General features: G+C 46.8%; 13 protein-coding genes. All 13 read left to right on the top strand.

Features of this window, described 5'->3' with window-relative positions; all coding sequences use genetic code 11:
- Window position 1: 1 nt before the first annotated feature.
- The 13 genes from G588_RS0110080 (at window position 2) to G588_RS0110015 (ending at window position 17,427) form a co-directional block, all read left to right on the top strand.
- Window positions 2-1,192 (top strand): glycosyltransferase family 4 protein, encoded by a 1,191-nt coding sequence (locus G588_RS0110080; protein WP_022778613.1) that lies wholly within the window; start codon window positions 2-4, stop codon window positions 1,190-1,192.
- A 9-nt stretch (window positions 1,193-1,201) separates the two neighbouring features.
- Complete coding sequence (locus tag G588_RS0110075) at window positions 1,202-2,458, top strand: hypothetical protein (protein ID WP_022778612.1); 1,257 nt, start codon at window positions 1,202-1,204, stop codon at window positions 2,456-2,458.
- A 15-nt stretch (window positions 2,459-2,473) separates the two neighbouring features.
- Window positions 2,474-3,478: a glycosyltransferase family 2 protein gene (locus tag G588_RS0110070; RefSeq protein WP_022778611.1), complete on the top strand. Its 1,005-nt coding sequence runs from the start codon at window positions 2,474-2,476 to the stop codon at window positions 3,476-3,478.
- 1 nt (window position 3,479) lies between these two features.
- Window positions 3,480-5,102 carry a hypothetical protein gene (locus G588_RS0110065; protein WP_022778610.1) on the top strand — a complete coding sequence of 541 codons (1,623 nt, stop codon included), beginning with the start codon at window positions 3,480-3,482 and terminating at the stop codon, window positions 5,100-5,102.
- A 43-nt stretch (window positions 5,103-5,145) separates the two neighbouring features.
- On the top strand, window positions 5,146-6,345 hold the full coding sequence (locus tag G588_RS19845; protein WP_022778609.1) for an ATP-grasp domain-containing protein: 1,200 nt from the start codon (window positions 5,146-5,148) through the stop codon (window positions 6,343-6,345).
- Window positions 6,345-8,264, top strand: coding sequence for a pseudaminic acid cytidylyltransferase (pseF, locus tag G588_RS23365; RefSeq protein ID WP_081644311.1), 1,920 nt, complete (start codon window positions 6,345-6,347; stop codon window positions 8,262-8,264). Before G588_RS19845 ends, pseF begins: the two co-directional genes overlap by 1 nt.
- 18 nt (window positions 8,265-8,282) lie before the next feature.
- Window positions 8,283-9,356: a pseudaminic acid synthase gene (gene pseI, locus G588_RS0110045; RefSeq protein ID WP_022778608.1), complete on the top strand. Its 1,074-nt coding sequence runs from the start codon at window positions 8,283-8,285 to the stop codon at window positions 9,354-9,356.
- Window positions 9,357-9,380: 24 nt separating this feature from the next.
- On the top strand, window positions 9,381-10,466 hold the full coding sequence (gene pseG / locus G588_RS0110040) for a UDP-2,4-diacetamido-2,4,6-trideoxy-beta-L-altropyranose hydrolase (protein ID WP_022778607.1): 1,086 nt from the start codon (window positions 9,381-9,383) through the stop codon (window positions 10,464-10,466).
- A complete protein-coding gene (locus G588_RS0110035) occupies window positions 10,463-11,518 on the top strand; it encodes a glycosyltransferase (protein ID WP_022778606.1) in 1,056 nt (351 codons plus the stop codon). The genes pseG and G588_RS0110035 overlap by 4 nt, the downstream gene beginning before the upstream one ends.
- Before the next feature lie 134 nt (window positions 11,519-11,652).
- Window positions 11,653-12,726, top strand: a complete 1,074-nt coding sequence (locus G588_RS0110030) for a glycosyltransferase family 52 (protein ID WP_022778605.1) — start codon at window positions 11,653-11,655, stop codon at window positions 12,724-12,726.
- Between the two features lie 35 nt (window positions 12,727-12,761).
- Window positions 12,762-14,513, top strand: a complete 1,752-nt coding sequence (locus G588_RS0110025) for an ABC transporter ATP-binding protein (protein WP_022778604.1) — start codon at window positions 12,762-12,764, stop codon at window positions 14,511-14,513.
- A 65-nt stretch (window positions 14,514-14,578) separates the two neighbouring features.
- The gene (locus tag G588_RS0110020) at window positions 14,579-15,691 is read left to right on the top strand and encodes an acyltransferase (RefSeq protein WP_196804971.1); all 1,113 of its coding nucleotides are present in this window, start codon (window positions 14,579-14,581) and stop codon (window positions 15,689-15,691) included.
- Entirely contained in the window at window positions 15,685-17,427 is a 1,743-nt protein-coding gene (locus tag G588_RS0110015) for a hypothetical protein (RefSeq protein ID WP_022778602.1), read from the top strand. The genes G588_RS0110020 and G588_RS0110015 overlap by 7 nt, the downstream gene beginning before the upstream one ends.
- The last annotated feature ends 21 nt before the right edge of the window (window positions 17,428-17,448 follow it).

The following is a 17,448-nucleotide window of genomic DNA, read 5'->3' as shown; positions in this document are numbered from 1 at the left end:
TATGGTCATAACCTTTGTGTCCAACTACATAAACCACCATCAGCTTCCTTTTTGCAAGGCCATGGCTTCTCTTGATGAGGTAGAATTTAATTTTATACAGGTCATGCCTATGGAGGAAAAAAGGCTGCAGATGGGATGGGGTGTCAGAACTTCCGATTTTCCCTTCGTCCTTGAAATGTACAAGGATGAGGAGAAGTGCAAGGACCTTATCCTGGGCAGTGATGTGACGATATTTGGCTGGACCGAGGGTCTTACAGCCGAGATTGAGAAGGAGCGCTTATCTTCGGGCAAGCTATCTTTCAGAGTCAGTGAGAGGATCTACAGAGAAGGTCAGTGGAAGGCAATAAGCCCCAAGGGCCTTAAGAAAAAGAGAGAGGAACACTACGTCTACAGAAAAAAGCCGGTATTTCTTCTCTGCGCCGGGGCCTATGTGGCATCGGATTTCAGGCTCATTCACAGTTATCCCGGCAAGATGCTGAAGTGGGGATATTTTCCTGAGAGTGATGACGAAGGCAGGGAATATGGTAACTGCAACAGGAGACCCATTAAGATCTGCTGGGCAGGGCGCCTCATAGATCTAAAGCACCCTGAATATGCTGTGAAAGTTGCTGAGACCCTGAATAATAAGGGCTATGATTTCACCATGGAAATCATTGGAGACGGAAGGCTGTCCGGGACTCTCGCTGAGAGAGTAAGACGTGCCGGGCTCACTTCCGGGGTTACATTAACAGGAGGCCTTAAGCCTGCAAGGGTTCTGGAACATATGAAGGAAGCAGACGTTTTTCTTTTTACCAGCAATTATCTCGAGGGCTGGGGAGCTGTCGTGAACGAGGCCATGGGTTGCGGCGCCGCGGTGGTGGCATCGGGGGAAGCGGGAGCTGTTCCCTTCCTTATTGAGCACGGTTACAACGGACGAATATACAGAAAAGGCAGCTACGAGGACTTTGAGAAGAACGTCCTTTACCTTTTTGAGAATAATGATAAAATAGCTGAATATGGCAAAAATGCGGCTGATACTATAAGAAATTTATGGAATGCCGAAAAAGCTGCATCGGAGCTTGTAAGATTCTGCAAAGGCTACTTGGAAAAGGGTGAGGTAGAACCTGCTGCGGAAGGACCCATGAGCCTTGCTGAGGTATATAAGCCTGCGGGATTTGCAAGAACTATGCAAGAAAGAAATGTTTTGGAGTAAGAGGAGATTATGAGAGCTATCGATAAGTTTTTTAACAACGAAATTGAGGTGGGAAAAGTTACCATCAAGATGTTTGACTTCCTGTTTGTTATAGCCCTGAGCTGTTTGGGACTGATCTACAGGTTTGCCTTTTATAACATCTTATCGGGAGATTACAGTACTGCCTTCGCTGATTGGATGAGAGAGTGCCATGAGGCAGGAGGTTTTGCTTACCTTGGTATTACACCCGGTGTGAGCGATGCCAGCACCTTTGATTACAACTGCATGTTCCAGTATATTATCGTGATCCTGCACTATATTGGCGGAGGAATCAGCGATATTTATCTGATCAAGACGGTTTCGGTTATCTTTGATTTTGTCTGCGCAGTGGCTGTTATGCGTATTACTTTCCATGTGACCGGCGGAAATGTCAACAAGGCTATTATGTCCTATGCGGCAATCATGTTCCTTCCCACTGTAGCTCTTAACAGCGCAGCCTGGGGACAGAACGATTCCATCTACACAGCTTTTATATTGCTGTCTTTGTATCATGCTATGAACGAGCATGACAACAGAACTTTTATTTACATGGCAATTGCTTACAGCTTCAAGCAGCAGGCCATTTTCTTCATGCCCTTCATTATCATCATGTGGCTGAAGAACAAGATCAAGATAAGATACATTTTCTGGATCCCTGTTATCTATATTCTGGCCATGGTTCCTTCTGCCATCGCAGGAAGACCCTGGGGAGACCTTCTGGGAATCTACGGCAAGCAGGTGACAATGTTCTCAAGACTCTCCATGAACTATCCCAGTATCTACACCATTATCACCACTGATATTGAGAAATACACCAGAAGAGGACTTATCCTTGGCGGAACAGTCTGCACCCTTATGATCTTCGGCTCTATTGCCTATTATGTTTACAAAAAAGATTTCAAGATCACTTCAAGATATATGCTGACTCTTGCGATCTTTACCATGGAGGTGTGCACTTTCTGCCTGCCGGTAATGCATGAGAGATACGGCTATATCCCTGAGGTTATGGCAGTTATCTACGGAATGCTCAATTACAAAAAGATGCCCATCTGCGCGGCACTTCAGGTTATCACCATGATCACCTATACAAGATATCTTTTCGGTTCAACGGTTACTCTTTTGTGGCCGCTTACGATGGCAATGCTGACAATCATCCTGCTTCTTGGCTATGACCTGTACAAGCAGATGATCCCTGAGACTGTCATCAAGGTGACAGCAAATACCGGAAAGAGCGCGGGAAAAAAGTAAAACGGGAGAATAGATATGCCGGATTTTAGCAGTAAGATCTCAGTTATCATACCTGCATATAATATTAAAGACCTTTTGCCAAAATGCGTGGAATCCGTGGCTATGTCCGATTATCCAAGGGAGCTTCTTGAGATAATTGTTGTGGACGACGGCTCCACCGACGGAACAGCGCAGGTGGCCGATGAGCTGGCAGCAAAATATGCCAATGTGACGGCTCTCCACAAGGAAAACGGCGGCTCCAGCAGCGCCAGGAACCTTGGAATCAGCAGGGCTACAGGCGAATACCTGGGCTTTGTTGACAGCGACGATTACATCGACAGCCGGATGTATTCAAGGCTCATGGAGGCAGCCCTTAGGAACAATGCCGATATGGTGCAGATCTCCAGAGATGAGATCGCAGAGGACGGCTCCAAGCTTCCGGATGTGGTCATTCCTCCGAAGCAAGAGACTGTGATCACAGCCTCTGAGCACCTTAGGACCCTTCTTATGCACACCGGGGATGCTTCTTTTTGCACCAAGCTGACCAAAAAGAGTGCCCTTGGAGATATGAGATTTCCCGAGGGAGAGCTCAACGAAGACTTTTACCTGATGATACATGTGCTTGGAAGGATAGACAAACTGGTTATTCTTCCGGAGCAGTACTACCACGTATTCTATCGCACGGGCTCCAACTCCAGGAAAAAGGCACAGGACAAGGACTATTTTCCCTCCGTGTTTACAGATATTGTCAGAAATGCGGATGTGGCACTGGATCTTGTCAAGAAGCACCATCCCGAGCTGATCCCCGTGGCGGAGAGATTTGGCTATTATCAGAGGCTTGATTATCTGCTCCACATTCCGGTCAGCAAGATGACGGGGGACAACACCTTCTACAGAGAGGTTGTTACCTATATCAGACAGAACATGAGAAATATTAAGAAGAATCCCTATCTTACCTCCAAGCAGAAAACGTATCTTAGGATACTTGCCCCTGCGCCCAAGGCGGTGAGATGGCTTCATGCCAAGGTAAGAGGTCTGTGATATGAAAAAAGTGTATGTATGGCTGATCTTTCTTGCCTCAATAATAACTACTTTGTACTTCGGATTTCAGAAGTCGGGCTTTCATGAGGACGAATATTATACCTATTATTCCAGTAACAGGTCACTGGGGCTCTATCAGCCTGACAGGGAGTGGCAGGACAGGCAGACGATCCTTGATGAGTTCTCGGTGAAAAAAGGGGAGGGCTTTAGCTACGGACTGGTTAAGCTCGTTCAGTCCTGGGATGTGCATCCGCCGCTCTATTACTGGATTTTCCATACTATATGTTCGCTGACGCCTGGGCTTTTCAGCAAGTGGTCCGGACTTATAGCCAATCTGATAGCCTTCTGCATTTCCTTCTGGCTCCTATACCTTATAACCAAGGAGCTGGAGGTTCCAATGCTGGTTCAGCTGCTGGTTCTGGCTTTCTTCGGGATGAATCCCCAGACCATATCCTGCAATATGCTGATCCGCATGTATGCATGGCTTACCACTGCAGTATTTGCCTGTGCGCTGATACATATTAGATTTATCAAAAAAGAGGCATTCTCTGAAGGTTCATCTAAGGATGATGCGAAGGATATCAAAAAGCTGATTGCTGTTTGGGCACCGATTGTATTGGTATCCTATCTGGGATTTCTGACTCAGTATTTCTATCTGTATTTCTGGGTGGGAATCGGAGCTTTTACTTTTTTGTGGCTGGCCTTTTCAAGGTTTGATTTTAAGAAGGCCTTCATCTATGCGGGAGCCAATGTGCTGGCTCTGGGACTTGCGATCATTACCTATCCTTCCTGCATTAGCCATATCTTTGGTGGCTACAGGGGAGCAGATGCGGCGGGAGGTCTTCTGGATCTGGCGGGGACCTGGATGAGAATGTCCTTTTTTATCGGACTTCTTAATGACTTCGTATTCGGTAAGTGCCTGCTTATCATCATAACGCTTATTCTGATGGGAACAATGTACCTGAATCTTCGAAGGAGCAGGGACGTAGCTACAGGCAAGAGGCAGAAGTATCAGTCTCCAAGACCTGAGATCATTGGCCTTTTGGTGGCAACCGCTGTGTATTTTATTCTTACGGCTAAGACTGCGCTGCTGGTGGGAGCTGCTTCCAATAGGTATGAGATGCCGATTTACGGACTTATCATCTTCTTTATCATCTGGGATGTGTACATAGTTTTTTACCGGATTGAGAGCTTTGGCAAGGATAATAAGAAGAGAAGTCTTGTGATGGTAATGGCGGTGTTTTTTGCAATTCTCATCGTAAAGGGGCTTGCAACAGACGGAAACGTATTGTTCCTCTACAAGGAGGATCCGGAGAAGATAGCCTATGCCGCAGATCATAAGGATCAGGTGGCGGTTGTTATGTTTAATCCCGCAACGCCGCAGAATGTGTGGAGACTTACGGATGAGCTTCTTATGTATGACAGGGTCTTCTATATGAATGAGGAGAATCTTGAGGCTCTGACGGAGGGTGACGTGGTAAATGCAGACAGCATTACTCTGTATGCGGCAGATGATGATCTTCAGAAGCAGGCCTTTGACAATCTCCTGGAGAGCTGCACTAAGCTGTCTTCCATGGAGGAGCTCTTTACCGAGGACATGTGGGCTTGCTATGGGCTGAAGTGAGTGCCTATAATAGACAGGTAAACTTAATTTAAGGAGATATTATATGAGAGCAGCTGTAATCGGAGCAAGCTCTGAATCAATATATGGAATAAACAAGGCAAAAGAGCTGGGGATGGAAGTAATAGCTCTTGACGGTGATCCCAAGGCTCCCGGCCTTACCGCGGCGGATAAGTCCTACGTGGTGGATATCCGCGATCCCGAGAAGGTGCTGGAGATCCTGGATTCACAGAAACCGGATGTTATTATTCCTGTGCCCATAGGACGATACCTTACAACCACAGGTTACGTTAATGATGCCTACGGTCTTACGGGAGTATCCGCAGAAGCTGCAAGGCTCTGCACCGACAAATATGATTTTCACGGAAGGTTATCCGCTAAGGGTCTTAGAAACTGCGAGCTGTATCTGGTTCCCGCAGGAGAGACCTGTTTATATGCCAATGAGCTGAATACTGTATATCCTGTGGTGGTTAAGCCAAGATTCGGTTCAGGAAGCAGGGGGGTTGAGATCTTCGACAGCCCCGAGGCGCTTCAGGAGGGATTCTTGTCACAGCTTCCCTTTGATGAGGATTATGTGATAGAGACCTGCGTTCCGGGACCGGAGTTCGGCCTGGACGGAGCCTTCGTTGATGGCAAGTTCAAGCTTATTCTTCTTAGAGGCAAGGAGAATACTCCTCCGCCCTACAGGGAGTGTGTGGGATACTATTCCATTAATCAGACTTCCGATAACAAGGAATTTTTTGATAAGCTAAGGGCCTTCATGCAGAAGGTTGGAGAGACACTTGGATTTAGAAACAACCTGATCCATGCGGATATTATCAAGGACAGTAACGGCAATCCTTTCCTTATCGAGACCTCAGCAAGGCCTTCGGGACATAACCTTCACAATCTTTTTACTCCCATGGCAAGCGGAGTTGATGAGGTCGGAGAGTTCCTGAAAATGGCTGTACCTGCCCTTGGGAAGAGCTATTCCTTCGAGACAACAATCTCCGGGGATATGATGATAAGATACTTCGATCTTGAGAAAGTAAGAGTTAACTATGTTCCCACTGCAGATGAGCTTAAGGACAACTACCCGATAGTTGCCTGGAACTGCAATATCAGACCCGGTGATATCCTTGGCAAGGTGACAAACGGCGCTTCCATCATGGGAAGAGGGTACTTCTGCATTCAGGGTTCATCAAGGGATGAGCTGATTAAAATAGCAAATGATATACTTGGAGAGTTTGAAACGGAGGAAGTTTAATGGGCTCTGTTGCCATTATAACCGCAAGAGGCGGAAGCAAGAGGATTCCCGGCAAGAACATCAAGGAGTTCTGCGGTAAGCCAATCATAGAGTATTCCATCAGGGCAGCCCTTGATAGCGGCGTCTTTGAGGAGGTTATGGTATCCACCGATGACGACAGGATAGCTGAGGTTGCAAGAGCTGCGGGAGCAGCTGTACCCTTCAGAAGATCCGATGATACCGCAGGGGACTATGCTACCACCGATGAAGTAATAGCAGAGGTTCTTAACAAATACAGGGAGCAGGGCAGAGACTTCGACACCTTCTGTTGCCTGTATCCTACAGCTCCATTCATAACGGCTGATAGATTAAGAGAAGCCATGGAGCTACTTAAAGAGCACGAATCCGTAACACCTGTAGTTTCATTTTCCTATCCGCCCCAGAGAGGGTTTGTCATAGTGGATGGGAGACTGGTTAGAAAACATCCCGAGTTTGCCACTACAAGATCACAGGATCTTGAGAAGCTCTATCATGACAGCGGACAGTTCTACGCATGCAGAACAGATGCTTTTTTCCGTGAAGGAACCACTGACACAGAGGATATGGTTCCCGTTATCCTCACAGAGGATGAGGTCCAGGACATAGACACCATGGAAGATTTCAGAATGGCTGAGATTAAGTACAGGCGTCTGATGGAGCTTAAGGAAGCTGATAGATCTGCTGACAGAAAGGCTTTTGACGACAAGGAGCTTGCTACACCCTATTACAGAGTGGACGAGGCACTTCTTGACGGTGATATAGATATGCTGAAGGGCGCTCTGGATAAGAGCTGGAATAATTACATCTGTTCTTTTTCCGTGAAGACCAATTCACTGCCCTGGCTTCTTGCACACCTTCGGGACAAGGGCTTCTATGCGGAGGTTGTATCTGATAAGGAATGTGAGCTGGCGCTTTCACTTGGCTACAGCACCGACAGAATAATCTACAACGGCCCCATCAAGGATAGAGCAACTTTTGAAAAGGTGCTCCTTGGAGGCGGTATAGTAAATATGGATTCAAGCTATGAGCCGGTATGGCTCGGCGAGCTTGCCAAGGCTGATCCGTCAAAGAGTCTTAAGGTGGGACTTCGCGTCAATTATGACATGGTGTCCAGACTTCCTGAGGAGGTTCTTGCGGACGAGGAGGGAAGCCGCTTTGGCTACTGCTATGAGAACGGAGAGTTGGGAAGAGTCATTGATACTCTTAAGGCAATTCCTAACGTTAAGATAGCGGGACTTCACCTTCATTCCTCCACCAAGTCCAGATCTCTTAATGCTTACAAAGCGCTGGCGGAGATAGCGGTATCTGCAGCCGGTGAGTTTGGCCTTGAGCTTGAGTATGTGGACATGGGAGGCGGCTACTACGGCGGAGTTAAGGGTAAGCCTGACTTCAGGGACTATGTACCTGCGATAGCAGAGGTTCTCTCTAAGGGCTTTGATATGAATAAAACCAAGCTTGTTATGGAACCCGGTGTTTCCCTGGTTTCATCTTCCTTTGATTTCGTGACAAGTGTTATTGATGTGAAGAAGGTAAGGGAGCACACCTATATTGTGACCGATGGCAGCAGAGTGAATCTCAATCCTCAGGTTACAAGGCGCTGGTATCCTCACAGATTCGAGTACAGGGGCGGTGCATCCGACAGGGAGACGGTTCCTTCACAGATGATATGCGGAGCTACCTGCATGGAGTATGACAGGCTCTTTGAGGTAACCGATGAGGCGGCTCTTAATATAGGAGACAGGGTGGTATATACCAACGCTGGAGGCTATACTCTGTGCCTTACACCACTGTTCATCCATTACTTCCCTGCAGTTTATGTAAAAAAGGCTGACGGTAGCCTTTTCACAGCAAGGAAACCCTGGACCAACAACGAGTACATGATGAATAACTATACAGAATAAAACTAAGGAGAATGCGGGATGCCCGATTACAACCTTAATCACCAGATACATATAGGCAGTCGCAGCGTGGGAGCGGACAGCCCGGTTTACATAGTTGCCGAGATGTCAGGCAATCACAACAACGACTTTGGCCGCGCCATTGAGATAATCCATGCGGCCAAGGAAGCCGGCGCCGATGCGGTTAAGCTTCAGACCTACACCGCCGACACCATGACGATCGACAGCGACAAGAGCTATTTTCAGATAGACGGCGGAACACTTTGGGATGGCAAGACCCTCTACAAGCTCTACCAGGAGGCTTATACTCCCTGGGACTGGCAGCCACGGCTCATGGAAGAAGCAAATAAGCTGGGACTTGATTGCTTTTCCACACCCTTTGAGAGTACCTCTCTCGATTTCGTTGAGCAGATGAATATGCCTGCCATCAAGATAGCTTCCTATGAGATCACCGACATTCCTTTTATCAGGCTCTGCGCAGCCAGGAAGAAGCCGATGATCTTTGCCACAGGCGTAGCCCGCATGGAGGATATCAGACTTGCCATAGAGGCCTGCATAGAGGAAGGAAACAGAGACATCGTCCTTCTTAAGTGCGTATCCGCTTATCCCACACCCTACGAGGATGTGAATCTAAACATGATACCTACGCTGGCCAGGGAATACGGCTGCATCATGGGCCTTTCAGACCACACAATGGGCTGGACCGTTCCAATTGCAAGCGTGGCCCTTGGAGCCAAGATGATAGAGAAGCACCTGACTCTTCGAAGAGCCGACGGCGGCGCAGACAGCGCTTTTTCCATGGAGCCGGAAGAATTCGCGGAGATGGTAAGAAATGTCAGGATAGCCGAGAAGGCCCTTGGAAGCAGTGAGTACAAGCTTACGCCCTTCCAGGAGAAGGAAAGGGAAGGCGCCAGATCTCTTTTTGTGGTACAGGATATCAAAAAAGGAGAACTGCTGACCAAAGAAAACATCAGATCCATAAGACCACAGCAGGGAGCAGGACTTCCTCCTGTAGAAATAGATAATTGTCTTGGTAAAAAAGCTACTTGTGACCTTTTCAGAGGAGAACCGCTGAAAGCAGAAGATTTTGAGTGACATCACAGTTAAGAGGGGTAGAGTATGGCTAAGAAGATCTGGATTAAAGCAAACGGAAACGGTGCGATCGCAACAGGACATATCAGAAGGTGTATGACAATCGCAGCAGAACTGCGTGGCAAGGGCTGCGAAGTTACGTATATCCTTTCGGACGAGGACAGCGATCATGTGCTCCATGAGCTTTCGGAAGAGGGCGGAGATGAGTATGACAGCATTATTCTACACACCATTTATTCCCAGCCGCTTCAGGATATGGAGGCTATGAAGGTTCTGATGGCGGAGGAGAAGCCTGACTTTTTCCTGATTGATTCCTACTTTGTCACAGAGGAATATTTCAAGGCCTTAAGAGACCTGATCAAGGAACTCGGTCTTGAGGTTAAGCTTGGCTATATCGATGATCTCTACAAATTTGACTACGATGTGGATTTTATAGTAAATTATGACCTTAAGGTTCCCGAGGATTTTTACAGCGCGGGAGTTAAACTGCTGGGAGGAGAGTATGCACCTCTGCGTAGGCAGTTTGGAGACTCTAAATACAAGATAAGTAAGAGAGCCCAGAATGTGTTCATCTCAGCAGGAGGTACAGATCCCTACCGAATTGTGAGGAATATCCTGAATGAGATATACTTTGCGGAGAACAGTCCCTGCAGAGAGGTTCTGGACTTCACGGGAGTTATGTGTGAAGTTGTGGTGGGACCTTTGTTTGAGGAAGATTACGTTAAAGAACTGCAGGACATGGCAGATAAGTGTGAGTTCATAACACTCCACTACAATCCCGGCAATATGGCCGAGATCATGAATAAATGTGATTTTGCCGTATCCGCAGGAGGAACAACCCTCTATGAGCTGTGTGCGATCGGCGTTCCAACCTGTGTCTACAGTATGTCGGACAATCAGGTTCAGTTCGTTCAGGCTTTTGATGAGCTGGGAGCTGCCAAGTACGCCGGGGATATCAGAACCGACCACAGACTGATACAGAAGATAGTTACCTGGGGAACCGCAGCGGTGGATAACCCGGGATTTAGAAAGAGAATGAGTGATAAAGCCCGCAGCATCATAGATGGCAAGGGCGCAGAAAAGATAGCGGCTGCTATCGTGGAGATGATATGATAAGGCTTAGCATAATAGTTCCTGTTTACAACATGGCAGGGGAGGGGAAACTTGCCTACTGTCTGGACAGCCTTGTAAACCAGAAACTTGACAGGGGAGAGTACGAGATCATAGCGGTGGACGACTGTTCCACGGACAATTCCCTTGAGATACTAAAAGAATATGAGAAGAAATACCCTGACAGATTCATTGCTCTTCACTGCGAGGTGAATCACCATCAGGGAGGAGCCAAGAACATAGGACTTGCCATAGCAAAGGGCGAGTGGCTTGGCTTCATTGATTCCGACGACTGGATCGTTCCCGATTACTATAATCGTCTTCTTACAAGAGCAGAGGAAACCGGTGCAGATATGGTCGGCTGCGATTACTGTTTTACGGATGAGCACAGCTTCAAGGTGGGACAGATAGTCCATAACAACAACTTTGAGCAAACTGGTGTTATGGATAAAGAGCGATATCAGAAGCTCCTTCTTGAGACCGGAAGCCTTGTGGTTAAGGTATACAAAAGAGAACTGATCCTTGGGGACTATCAGCCCGCAGCCAAGGACAAGCTTGATATCTTCCCTGAGGATATCTTCTATGAGGATAATGCGGTAAGTAACACCTGGATGCTAAGGAGTAAGCACTTTGAATACATTCAGGAGCCGCTTTACTTCTACTATCAGCATAACACCTCCACTGTGCATTCCATATCAAGGAAGAACATGGAAGACCGCATGACAGCGGGAAGGCTTATAGTCAAGGAAGCTAAGGATAACAACTACTATGATGAATACAAACCGGAGATAGAGTATCAGTTCACGGTGTTATTTTATATCAACACGCTTTTTTCGGTTATGCCAAGGAGCTCCAATTTCAAGGGAAGCTACAGCTTTGCCAAGGCCCTTGCCAGGGAGATGAAGGAGACCTTCCCGGATTTTCAGAATAACAGCTACTATCAGGAGAAGGTTCATCCTGAGGAGAAGAAGCTCATAGGATATCAGATGAAATCACATCTGTTTTTTTATTTATACTACAGGCTCCTGTGGTTCTACAGGGGAATAGTGAGTTAGCAGAAGACGCTTGCGAGTCAATGGGGACGGTTGTGAGTCAATGGGGACGGTTCTCTCTGACTCACGAAGCGAGTCAGAAAGAACCGTCCCCATTGACTCGTCCCCATTGACTCATAAGGATACCGGGAGTGATTATGTACGACAGAATTTATGTATGCCACACCTTTTACCATGTTTATATAGCCTGCCTCAAGGAATTTGCCCTGGGGAAGAAGGGCGGTGCCACGCTGGTGCTGTCCAAGATGTCCAACAGGTTTGGAACCATGGTGGACAGGGCAAAGAAATCGCCGATATTTGATGAAGTCTATGAATATGACGAGAAAGAGGACACTTTTTTTGAGGAGCTGAAACCTCTCAAGACGGATTCCGGCAACATTGCGATCAATATGTTAAGGCGCATCCGTTTTTGCAAGAAGTTCGGTAAGCTCCAGGAAAAGTTCGTTCCTGTGGACTTCTCCAAATACAAGGACATCTATGTGTTCTGCGATTCAGACCCGATAGGCTATTATCTTAGCTACAAGAAGATCAGATACCATGCTCTCGAGGACGGCCTTGACTGCATCAGGTACTATGATACCGCCAGATACGATAACAGAGGTCATTTTAATATCAAGGCCAAGATGGCGGAGCTGGGACTTATTCATATTCAGAATGGTTATGGGAAGTACTGTATAGATATGGAGGTCAATGACATCTCTGTTCTTCAGTATCCATGTCCCAAATACGTGGAACTTCCAAGGAAGAACCTGACAGAGCGCCTTACAGCCTCTGAGAAGGAGCTGCTGCTGGAACTCTTCGTGGAGGATATTGATAAGCTGAGGAGCAAGCTGGACGAGACCAAGAAGGGCCTACCCACACTGCTTGTTCTCTCGGAGCCTCTCTGCGATCTGGATACGAGACGCAGGATCTTCGAGGATATCATAAGAGACTATGGCACGATCGATGGTCAGAAAGCCATCGTTCTGATCAAGCAGCACCCAAGAGATCTTTTGGAGTATAATAAAATCTTCGGGGACGCTGTGATACTGGACGGTTCCTTCCCCATGGAGATGCTCAATCTCATAGAGGGTCTGTCCTTTGACAGAGTGGTGTCCGTTTATACTGTTACGGATTCCATTAAGTTCGCCAAAGAGAAGCTCTATTTGGGCGACGACTTCATGGATATCTATGAAGCTCCCGAGATTCATAGACAGAACGAAGCTATATAACTGGTGCCTGTCACCATGAAATAAAGAGGAAATATATGCGTAAGATTTACAAGAAACTGATGAAACTGCTGGATGGCAGACAAAAGAGACAGATGGTGGGGATTGTGATCCTGATGCTCATAGGCGGAATCCTGGAGTCCCTGGGAATTGCCATGATCGCTCCTATTATGGCTGTGGTTGTAAGCCCGGAGAAGGTTCAGGAGAGCAGGGCTCTTTCATTTATCTATAATTCTCTTCATTTAGAGAGTACCAATCAGCTGGCAGCGGTTATCATGGTGTCACTTATAGTTGTCTTTGTGGTAAAAAATGTTTTCCTGTACTTCGTAAATGTTGTACAGCTTCGTTTTGTATATACCAATCAGTTTGCAACTTCCAGACGAATGATGATCAATTTCATGGAAAGACCCTATGAGTACTATCTTGGGGCTGACACCAGTGTCATTCAGAGAAACATAACATCTGATGTCAATAATATGTACGGACTGATCCTTAGCAGCCTTCAGCTCATAAGTGAGATCATTGTTTTCATCTGCCTTGTTGCAATACTTCTTAGCCAGGATCCTGTGATGACTATAACCATTGCATCCCTCCTGGTGGTTGTACTTCTTATAATCAAGTTCAAGATCAAGCCTATCATGGTCAAGGCCGGACAGGAGAATCAGGATTACTACAGCGGTCTCTACAAGTGGATCGATGAATCCGTCACCGGCATCAAAGAGATCAAGATCGCTAACAAAGAGAACTATTTTATCAATGGTTATGCGGACTGCGGAGCAGGATATGTCAATGCTGTTCAGAAGTACGGTCTGTACAATTCAACACCAAGGCTTCTTATCGAGACCATTGCCATTGCCGGAATGATCGGATATATGCTGGCTGTAATGGCAGGCGGAAGAGAGCTTACAGATCTCATCGAATCCCTGACGGTTCTTGCGGCTGCGGCCACAAGGCTTCTTCCAAGCGCCAACAGGATCAATAATTACCTGACTTCCATCGCTTATTTTGAGCCTTTCCTTATGAATGTGACCGACAATCTCCAGTCAGAGATTAACGATGCTTCCGTAAGCTACAACGAGACAGATTACAGAGTTAAGACTAATGTCGAGAAGCTGCCCGTTACCAAGAATATCGACATGGTGGACATCAGCTACAAATATCCCGGAACAGACAGATATGTTCTGGACAAGGCCAACATGAGTATTCCTGTTGGTAAGAGTGTTGGTATCGTTGGAACCTCCGGCGCCGGCAAGACTACCATCGTAGATGTGCTGTTGGGACTTCTTAAGCCCGAGGGCGGCAAGATCCTTGCTGACGGGGAAGATGTTTCCAAGAACTATCAGGGCTGGCTTAAGAATATCGGCTATATCCCCCAGACCATTTTCATGGTGGATTCAACCATCAGAAAGAATGTGGCCTTCGGTATCGCCGATGAAGATATTGATGATAAAAAAGTATGGCAGGCCCTTAAGGAGGCAGCTCTTGATGAATTCGTAAAGAGCCTTCCCGAAGGACTTGATACCAAGATCGGCGAGAGAGGAATCAGACTCTCCGGCGGTCAGAGACAGAGAATCGGTATTGCAAGGGCTCTTTTTGAAGACCCTGAGGTACTGGTTCTGGATGAGGCAACCTCTGCTCTTGATAATGAGACAGAGAGTGCCATTATGGATTCCATTAATAGACTCCACGGAAGAAAGACCCTTATTATTATTGCCCACAGACTGCAGACCATCGAGAAGTGCGACATGGTCTACAGAGTAGCCGACGGCAAGGCTGTGGTAGAGAAGTAAAGTGACAGGCACTGCGTTATACTAAAGTGCCAGGCACTTCAGTGGAGTAAAGCGGGAGGATGGTTGTGAAAAAGAGAAATGCGAGCATAGAGCTGTTGAGAATAGTGGCAATACTGATGATACTGTGCCTTCACTATAATTCCCATGCACAGGTGCTTCTGGAGCTGGGAATGCCGGCGTCGGGAGTTCAGATCTATGCCACGATCATAGAAGCTATCTGTATTCCGGGACTTAATACTTATGTGCTCATCAGCGGCTTTTTCCTTTCCAAGGGGAAGGTGAGACCCAGTCGTGTTATCACACTTCTTTGCCAGGTGTATTTCTATACCATTCTGATATCACTGGCAATGATGGCGGTCGGAACCTATGCTGTGGGCTCCGATGATTCCATGTACAAGCTTGTGCAGTATCTTTTCCCGATATCCTCAGAGCATTACTGGTTTGTGACAGCCTATATCATCATGTATGTGATGTCACCTGTTATGAACGCTGCCTGCGAGAGCCTTACGAGGAAGCAGATGAAGGCGGTTATCATGGGACTTCTCATTTGGTTCAGTGTGGTTAAGAGCTTCGTGCCTGTAATGTTCGTTACCGACCATCACGGCTATGACTTTGGCTGGTTCCTGGTACTCTATCTGATAGCTGCTTATATCAGAAAATATGATGTGCAGCTCTTCTACGATGCCAAGAGAAGCGCAGCAGTATTTCTGGTGTCTGTGGTGATTATAGCTGCCATGAGCATTGGGCTGTATTACATTAATCTATACAGAGGAGGCCTTGTGTATTATGCAGGGGTGCCTCTTGATCTTAACTTTATATTCACGCTCACAGGGTCCCTTGGACTGTTCTCTTTCTTCAGGTACTTCCGTATGAAGGAAAATTGGTTCGCCGACGCAGTGAGATTTGCAGCACCTTTTACTTTCGGTGTATATCTGCTTCATATGCATATTGAGATTCAGGACAGGTGGCTGTGGTGGCTTGAGCACATCTTCGGGGAGGTGCCTAAGACCAACGTGATCCTCTTTGCATGCCATCAGCTCATATGCATCCTTATCGTGTTTGCAGCGGGAGTGTTTGTGGACTGGATCAGAAAGATGATCTTCGACTTCCTGGGAAGAGTGCTTCATGAGACCTGGATTTTCAAGAGAATCAGACAGTGGGATGAGGGCTTATGTTAAAAAATATCAGAAGCTACTTTTACAATCTAAAAAAATATCAGGCGCCACTTGAAAAGTATGTATTCCCGGTGATTCTCCTTCTGTTTCCCCTTATCGGAGCAAATGCGGGACTTGATATAACGGATACTACCTATAGCCTTGGAAACTATCAGTATCTTGATACCGTTAATCAGATGTGGCTGTTTTCCACCTTCCTAAGTAACAAGGCAGGGCAGCTCATAATGATGCTGCCGGGAGCAGGCACAATGCTTGGCTTTAACATTTGGTGCAGCTTCATTACTTCGGCAATGGCTCTTGTTTCCTACTATTTCCTTAAGAGGTTCATGCCGGGGTGGATGATCTTCATAGGGGAGTTTATTGCGCAGGCCCTCTGCTTTTCTCCCAGAGGAATCCTGTACAACTATCTGACATATCTGTTCCTGACAATGGGAACAATATTCCTGATAGCGGGGCTCTTTGCCATAGAGCGTCAGAACCTGTATCTTATAATAGCAGGTGTATTTCTTGGAATGAACGTAATGGTGAGATTCCCCAATCTGGCGGAAGCATCACTGATCCTGATCGTCTGGTTCTACGGCCGGATAACGAGGGATAAGCTTACCGAAGTCCTTAAGAAGACCGGCCTGTGTATCCTTGGATATGTCTGCGGATTCGGAGTAGTATTCCTGGGGACCTGCGTGGGCTACGGCGGACCTGATGCTTATATAGGCGGAATTGCCGAGCTTCTCGGAATGACCAAGGGAGCTTCGGATTACACCTCAGGCGGAATGCTGGGAGCAATCCTTGAGGCCTACGGCACCAGCCTTTCTCATATGCTTATAGTTCTGCCTTGTATCGTAGCGGGTGTTATCATGTTCCTGCTTCTTCCCGGCAGATACGTATGGGTCAAGAAGTTCCTGTATATGGCGGGGCTTCTGGTGCTGGTCAGATTCTTTTTCGCAAGAGGCGTGTTTACCAGAAACTATTACTATTATGACTGCATGTTCCAGGCAGCTATGATGTTTGTTATTGTGGGCATTATCTTCTGCACTGTAGGATCGCTTGGTATCCTTAACGGCAGCAGGCAGGAGCAGACACTGGCCTTTACGGCTCTGATGCTGATCCTTGTGACTCCCCTTGGTAGCAACAACTATACCTTTCCTATTCTCAACAACCTGTTTTTGATAGCACCTATTATTCTCTGGCTATTTAGAAGACTTATGCAGAGAATGGGAGATGAGGACTGGAACTTCCCCTGGCAGAGCTTTGTAACAACTGTTATCATTGTCCTTTTCATCCAGGGCGCATTGTTCCATATTAACTTCTCCTTTTATGACGGAGCGGACGGAACACCAAGGGATGCAAGACTTGATATTCCCAAGGTTTCATCCATGGTGACTACAAGCTACAACGCAGAGACTCTGACTGACCTCTACAGCGCTCTTGGGGACAACGAACTGCTGGAGGATAAGGTTCTTTTATTTGGAACCGTTCCGGGACTGGCCTATATATTTGACCTGGAACCTGCCATTGACACAACCTGGCCTGATCTTGACAGCTACTACTATATGAATTTTGATTCAGAGCTGCTTGGACTTGATACTGCAGGCGAAACACCCACAGTAATCCTGGGAAAAGACAGCCCCGATATCTCCAGTGATAAGTCCAAATATGATACCTTAATGGACTTTATCGACAATCACGATTATAATATAGTCTTTGAAAGCGATAGGTTTATTGTTTTCGCAAGTAAGTAATGAGGAGTAAACAAAACTTTT

Origin of the sequence: Butyrivibrio sp. AE3009, from assembly GCF_000420845.1 — a bacterium.
Classification (GTDB): domain Bacteria; phylum Bacillota; class Clostridia; order Lachnospirales; family Lachnospiraceae; genus Butyrivibrio.
Note: the sequence above shows the minus strand (reverse complement) of the source record. Positions and strands in the feature narration are given on the sequence as shown.

What these genes read in the sequence shown, in the direction of transcription:
- G588_RS0110080 (WP_022778613.1), top strand. Translation starts at nt 2, where the DNA reads ATGGTCATAACCTTTGTGTCCAACTACATAAACCACCATCAGCTTCCT.
- G588_RS0110075 (WP_022778612.1), top strand. Translation starts at nt 1,202, where the DNA reads ATGAGAGCTATCGATAAGTTTTTTAACAACGAAATTGAGGTGGGAAAA.
- G588_RS0110070 (WP_022778611.1), top strand. Translation starts at nt 2,474, where the DNA reads ATGCCGGATTTTAGCAGTAAGATCTCAGTTATCATACCTGCATATAAT.
- G588_RS0110065 (WP_022778610.1), top strand. Translation starts at nt 3,480, where the DNA reads ATGAAAAAAGTGTATGTATGGCTGATCTTTCTTGCCTCAATAATAACT.
- G588_RS19845 (WP_022778609.1), top strand. Translation starts at nt 5,146, where the DNA reads ATGAGAGCAGCTGTAATCGGAGCAAGCTCTGAATCAATATATGGAATA.
- pseF (WP_081644311.1), top strand. Translation starts at nt 6,345, where the DNA reads ATGGGCTCTGTTGCCATTATAACCGCAAGAGGCGGAAGCAAGAGGATT.
- pseI (WP_022778608.1), top strand. Translation starts at nt 8,283, where the DNA reads ATGCCCGATTACAACCTTAATCACCAGATACATATAGGCAGTCGCAGC.
- pseG (WP_022778607.1), top strand. Translation starts at nt 9,381, where the DNA reads ATGGCTAAGAAGATCTGGATTAAAGCAAACGGAAACGGTGCGATCGCA.
- G588_RS0110035 (WP_022778606.1), top strand. Translation starts at nt 10,463, where the DNA reads ATGATAAGGCTTAGCATAATAGTTCCTGTTTACAACATGGCAGGGGAG.
- G588_RS0110030 (WP_022778605.1), top strand. Translation starts at nt 11,653, where the DNA reads ATGTACGACAGAATTTATGTATGCCACACCTTTTACCATGTTTATATA.
- G588_RS0110025 (WP_022778604.1), top strand. Translation starts at nt 12,762, where the DNA reads ATGCGTAAGATTTACAAGAAACTGATGAAACTGCTGGATGGCAGACAA.
- G588_RS0110015 (WP_022778602.1), top strand. Translation starts at nt 15,685, where the DNA reads ATGTTAAAAAATATCAGAAGCTACTTTTACAATCTAAAAAAATATCAG.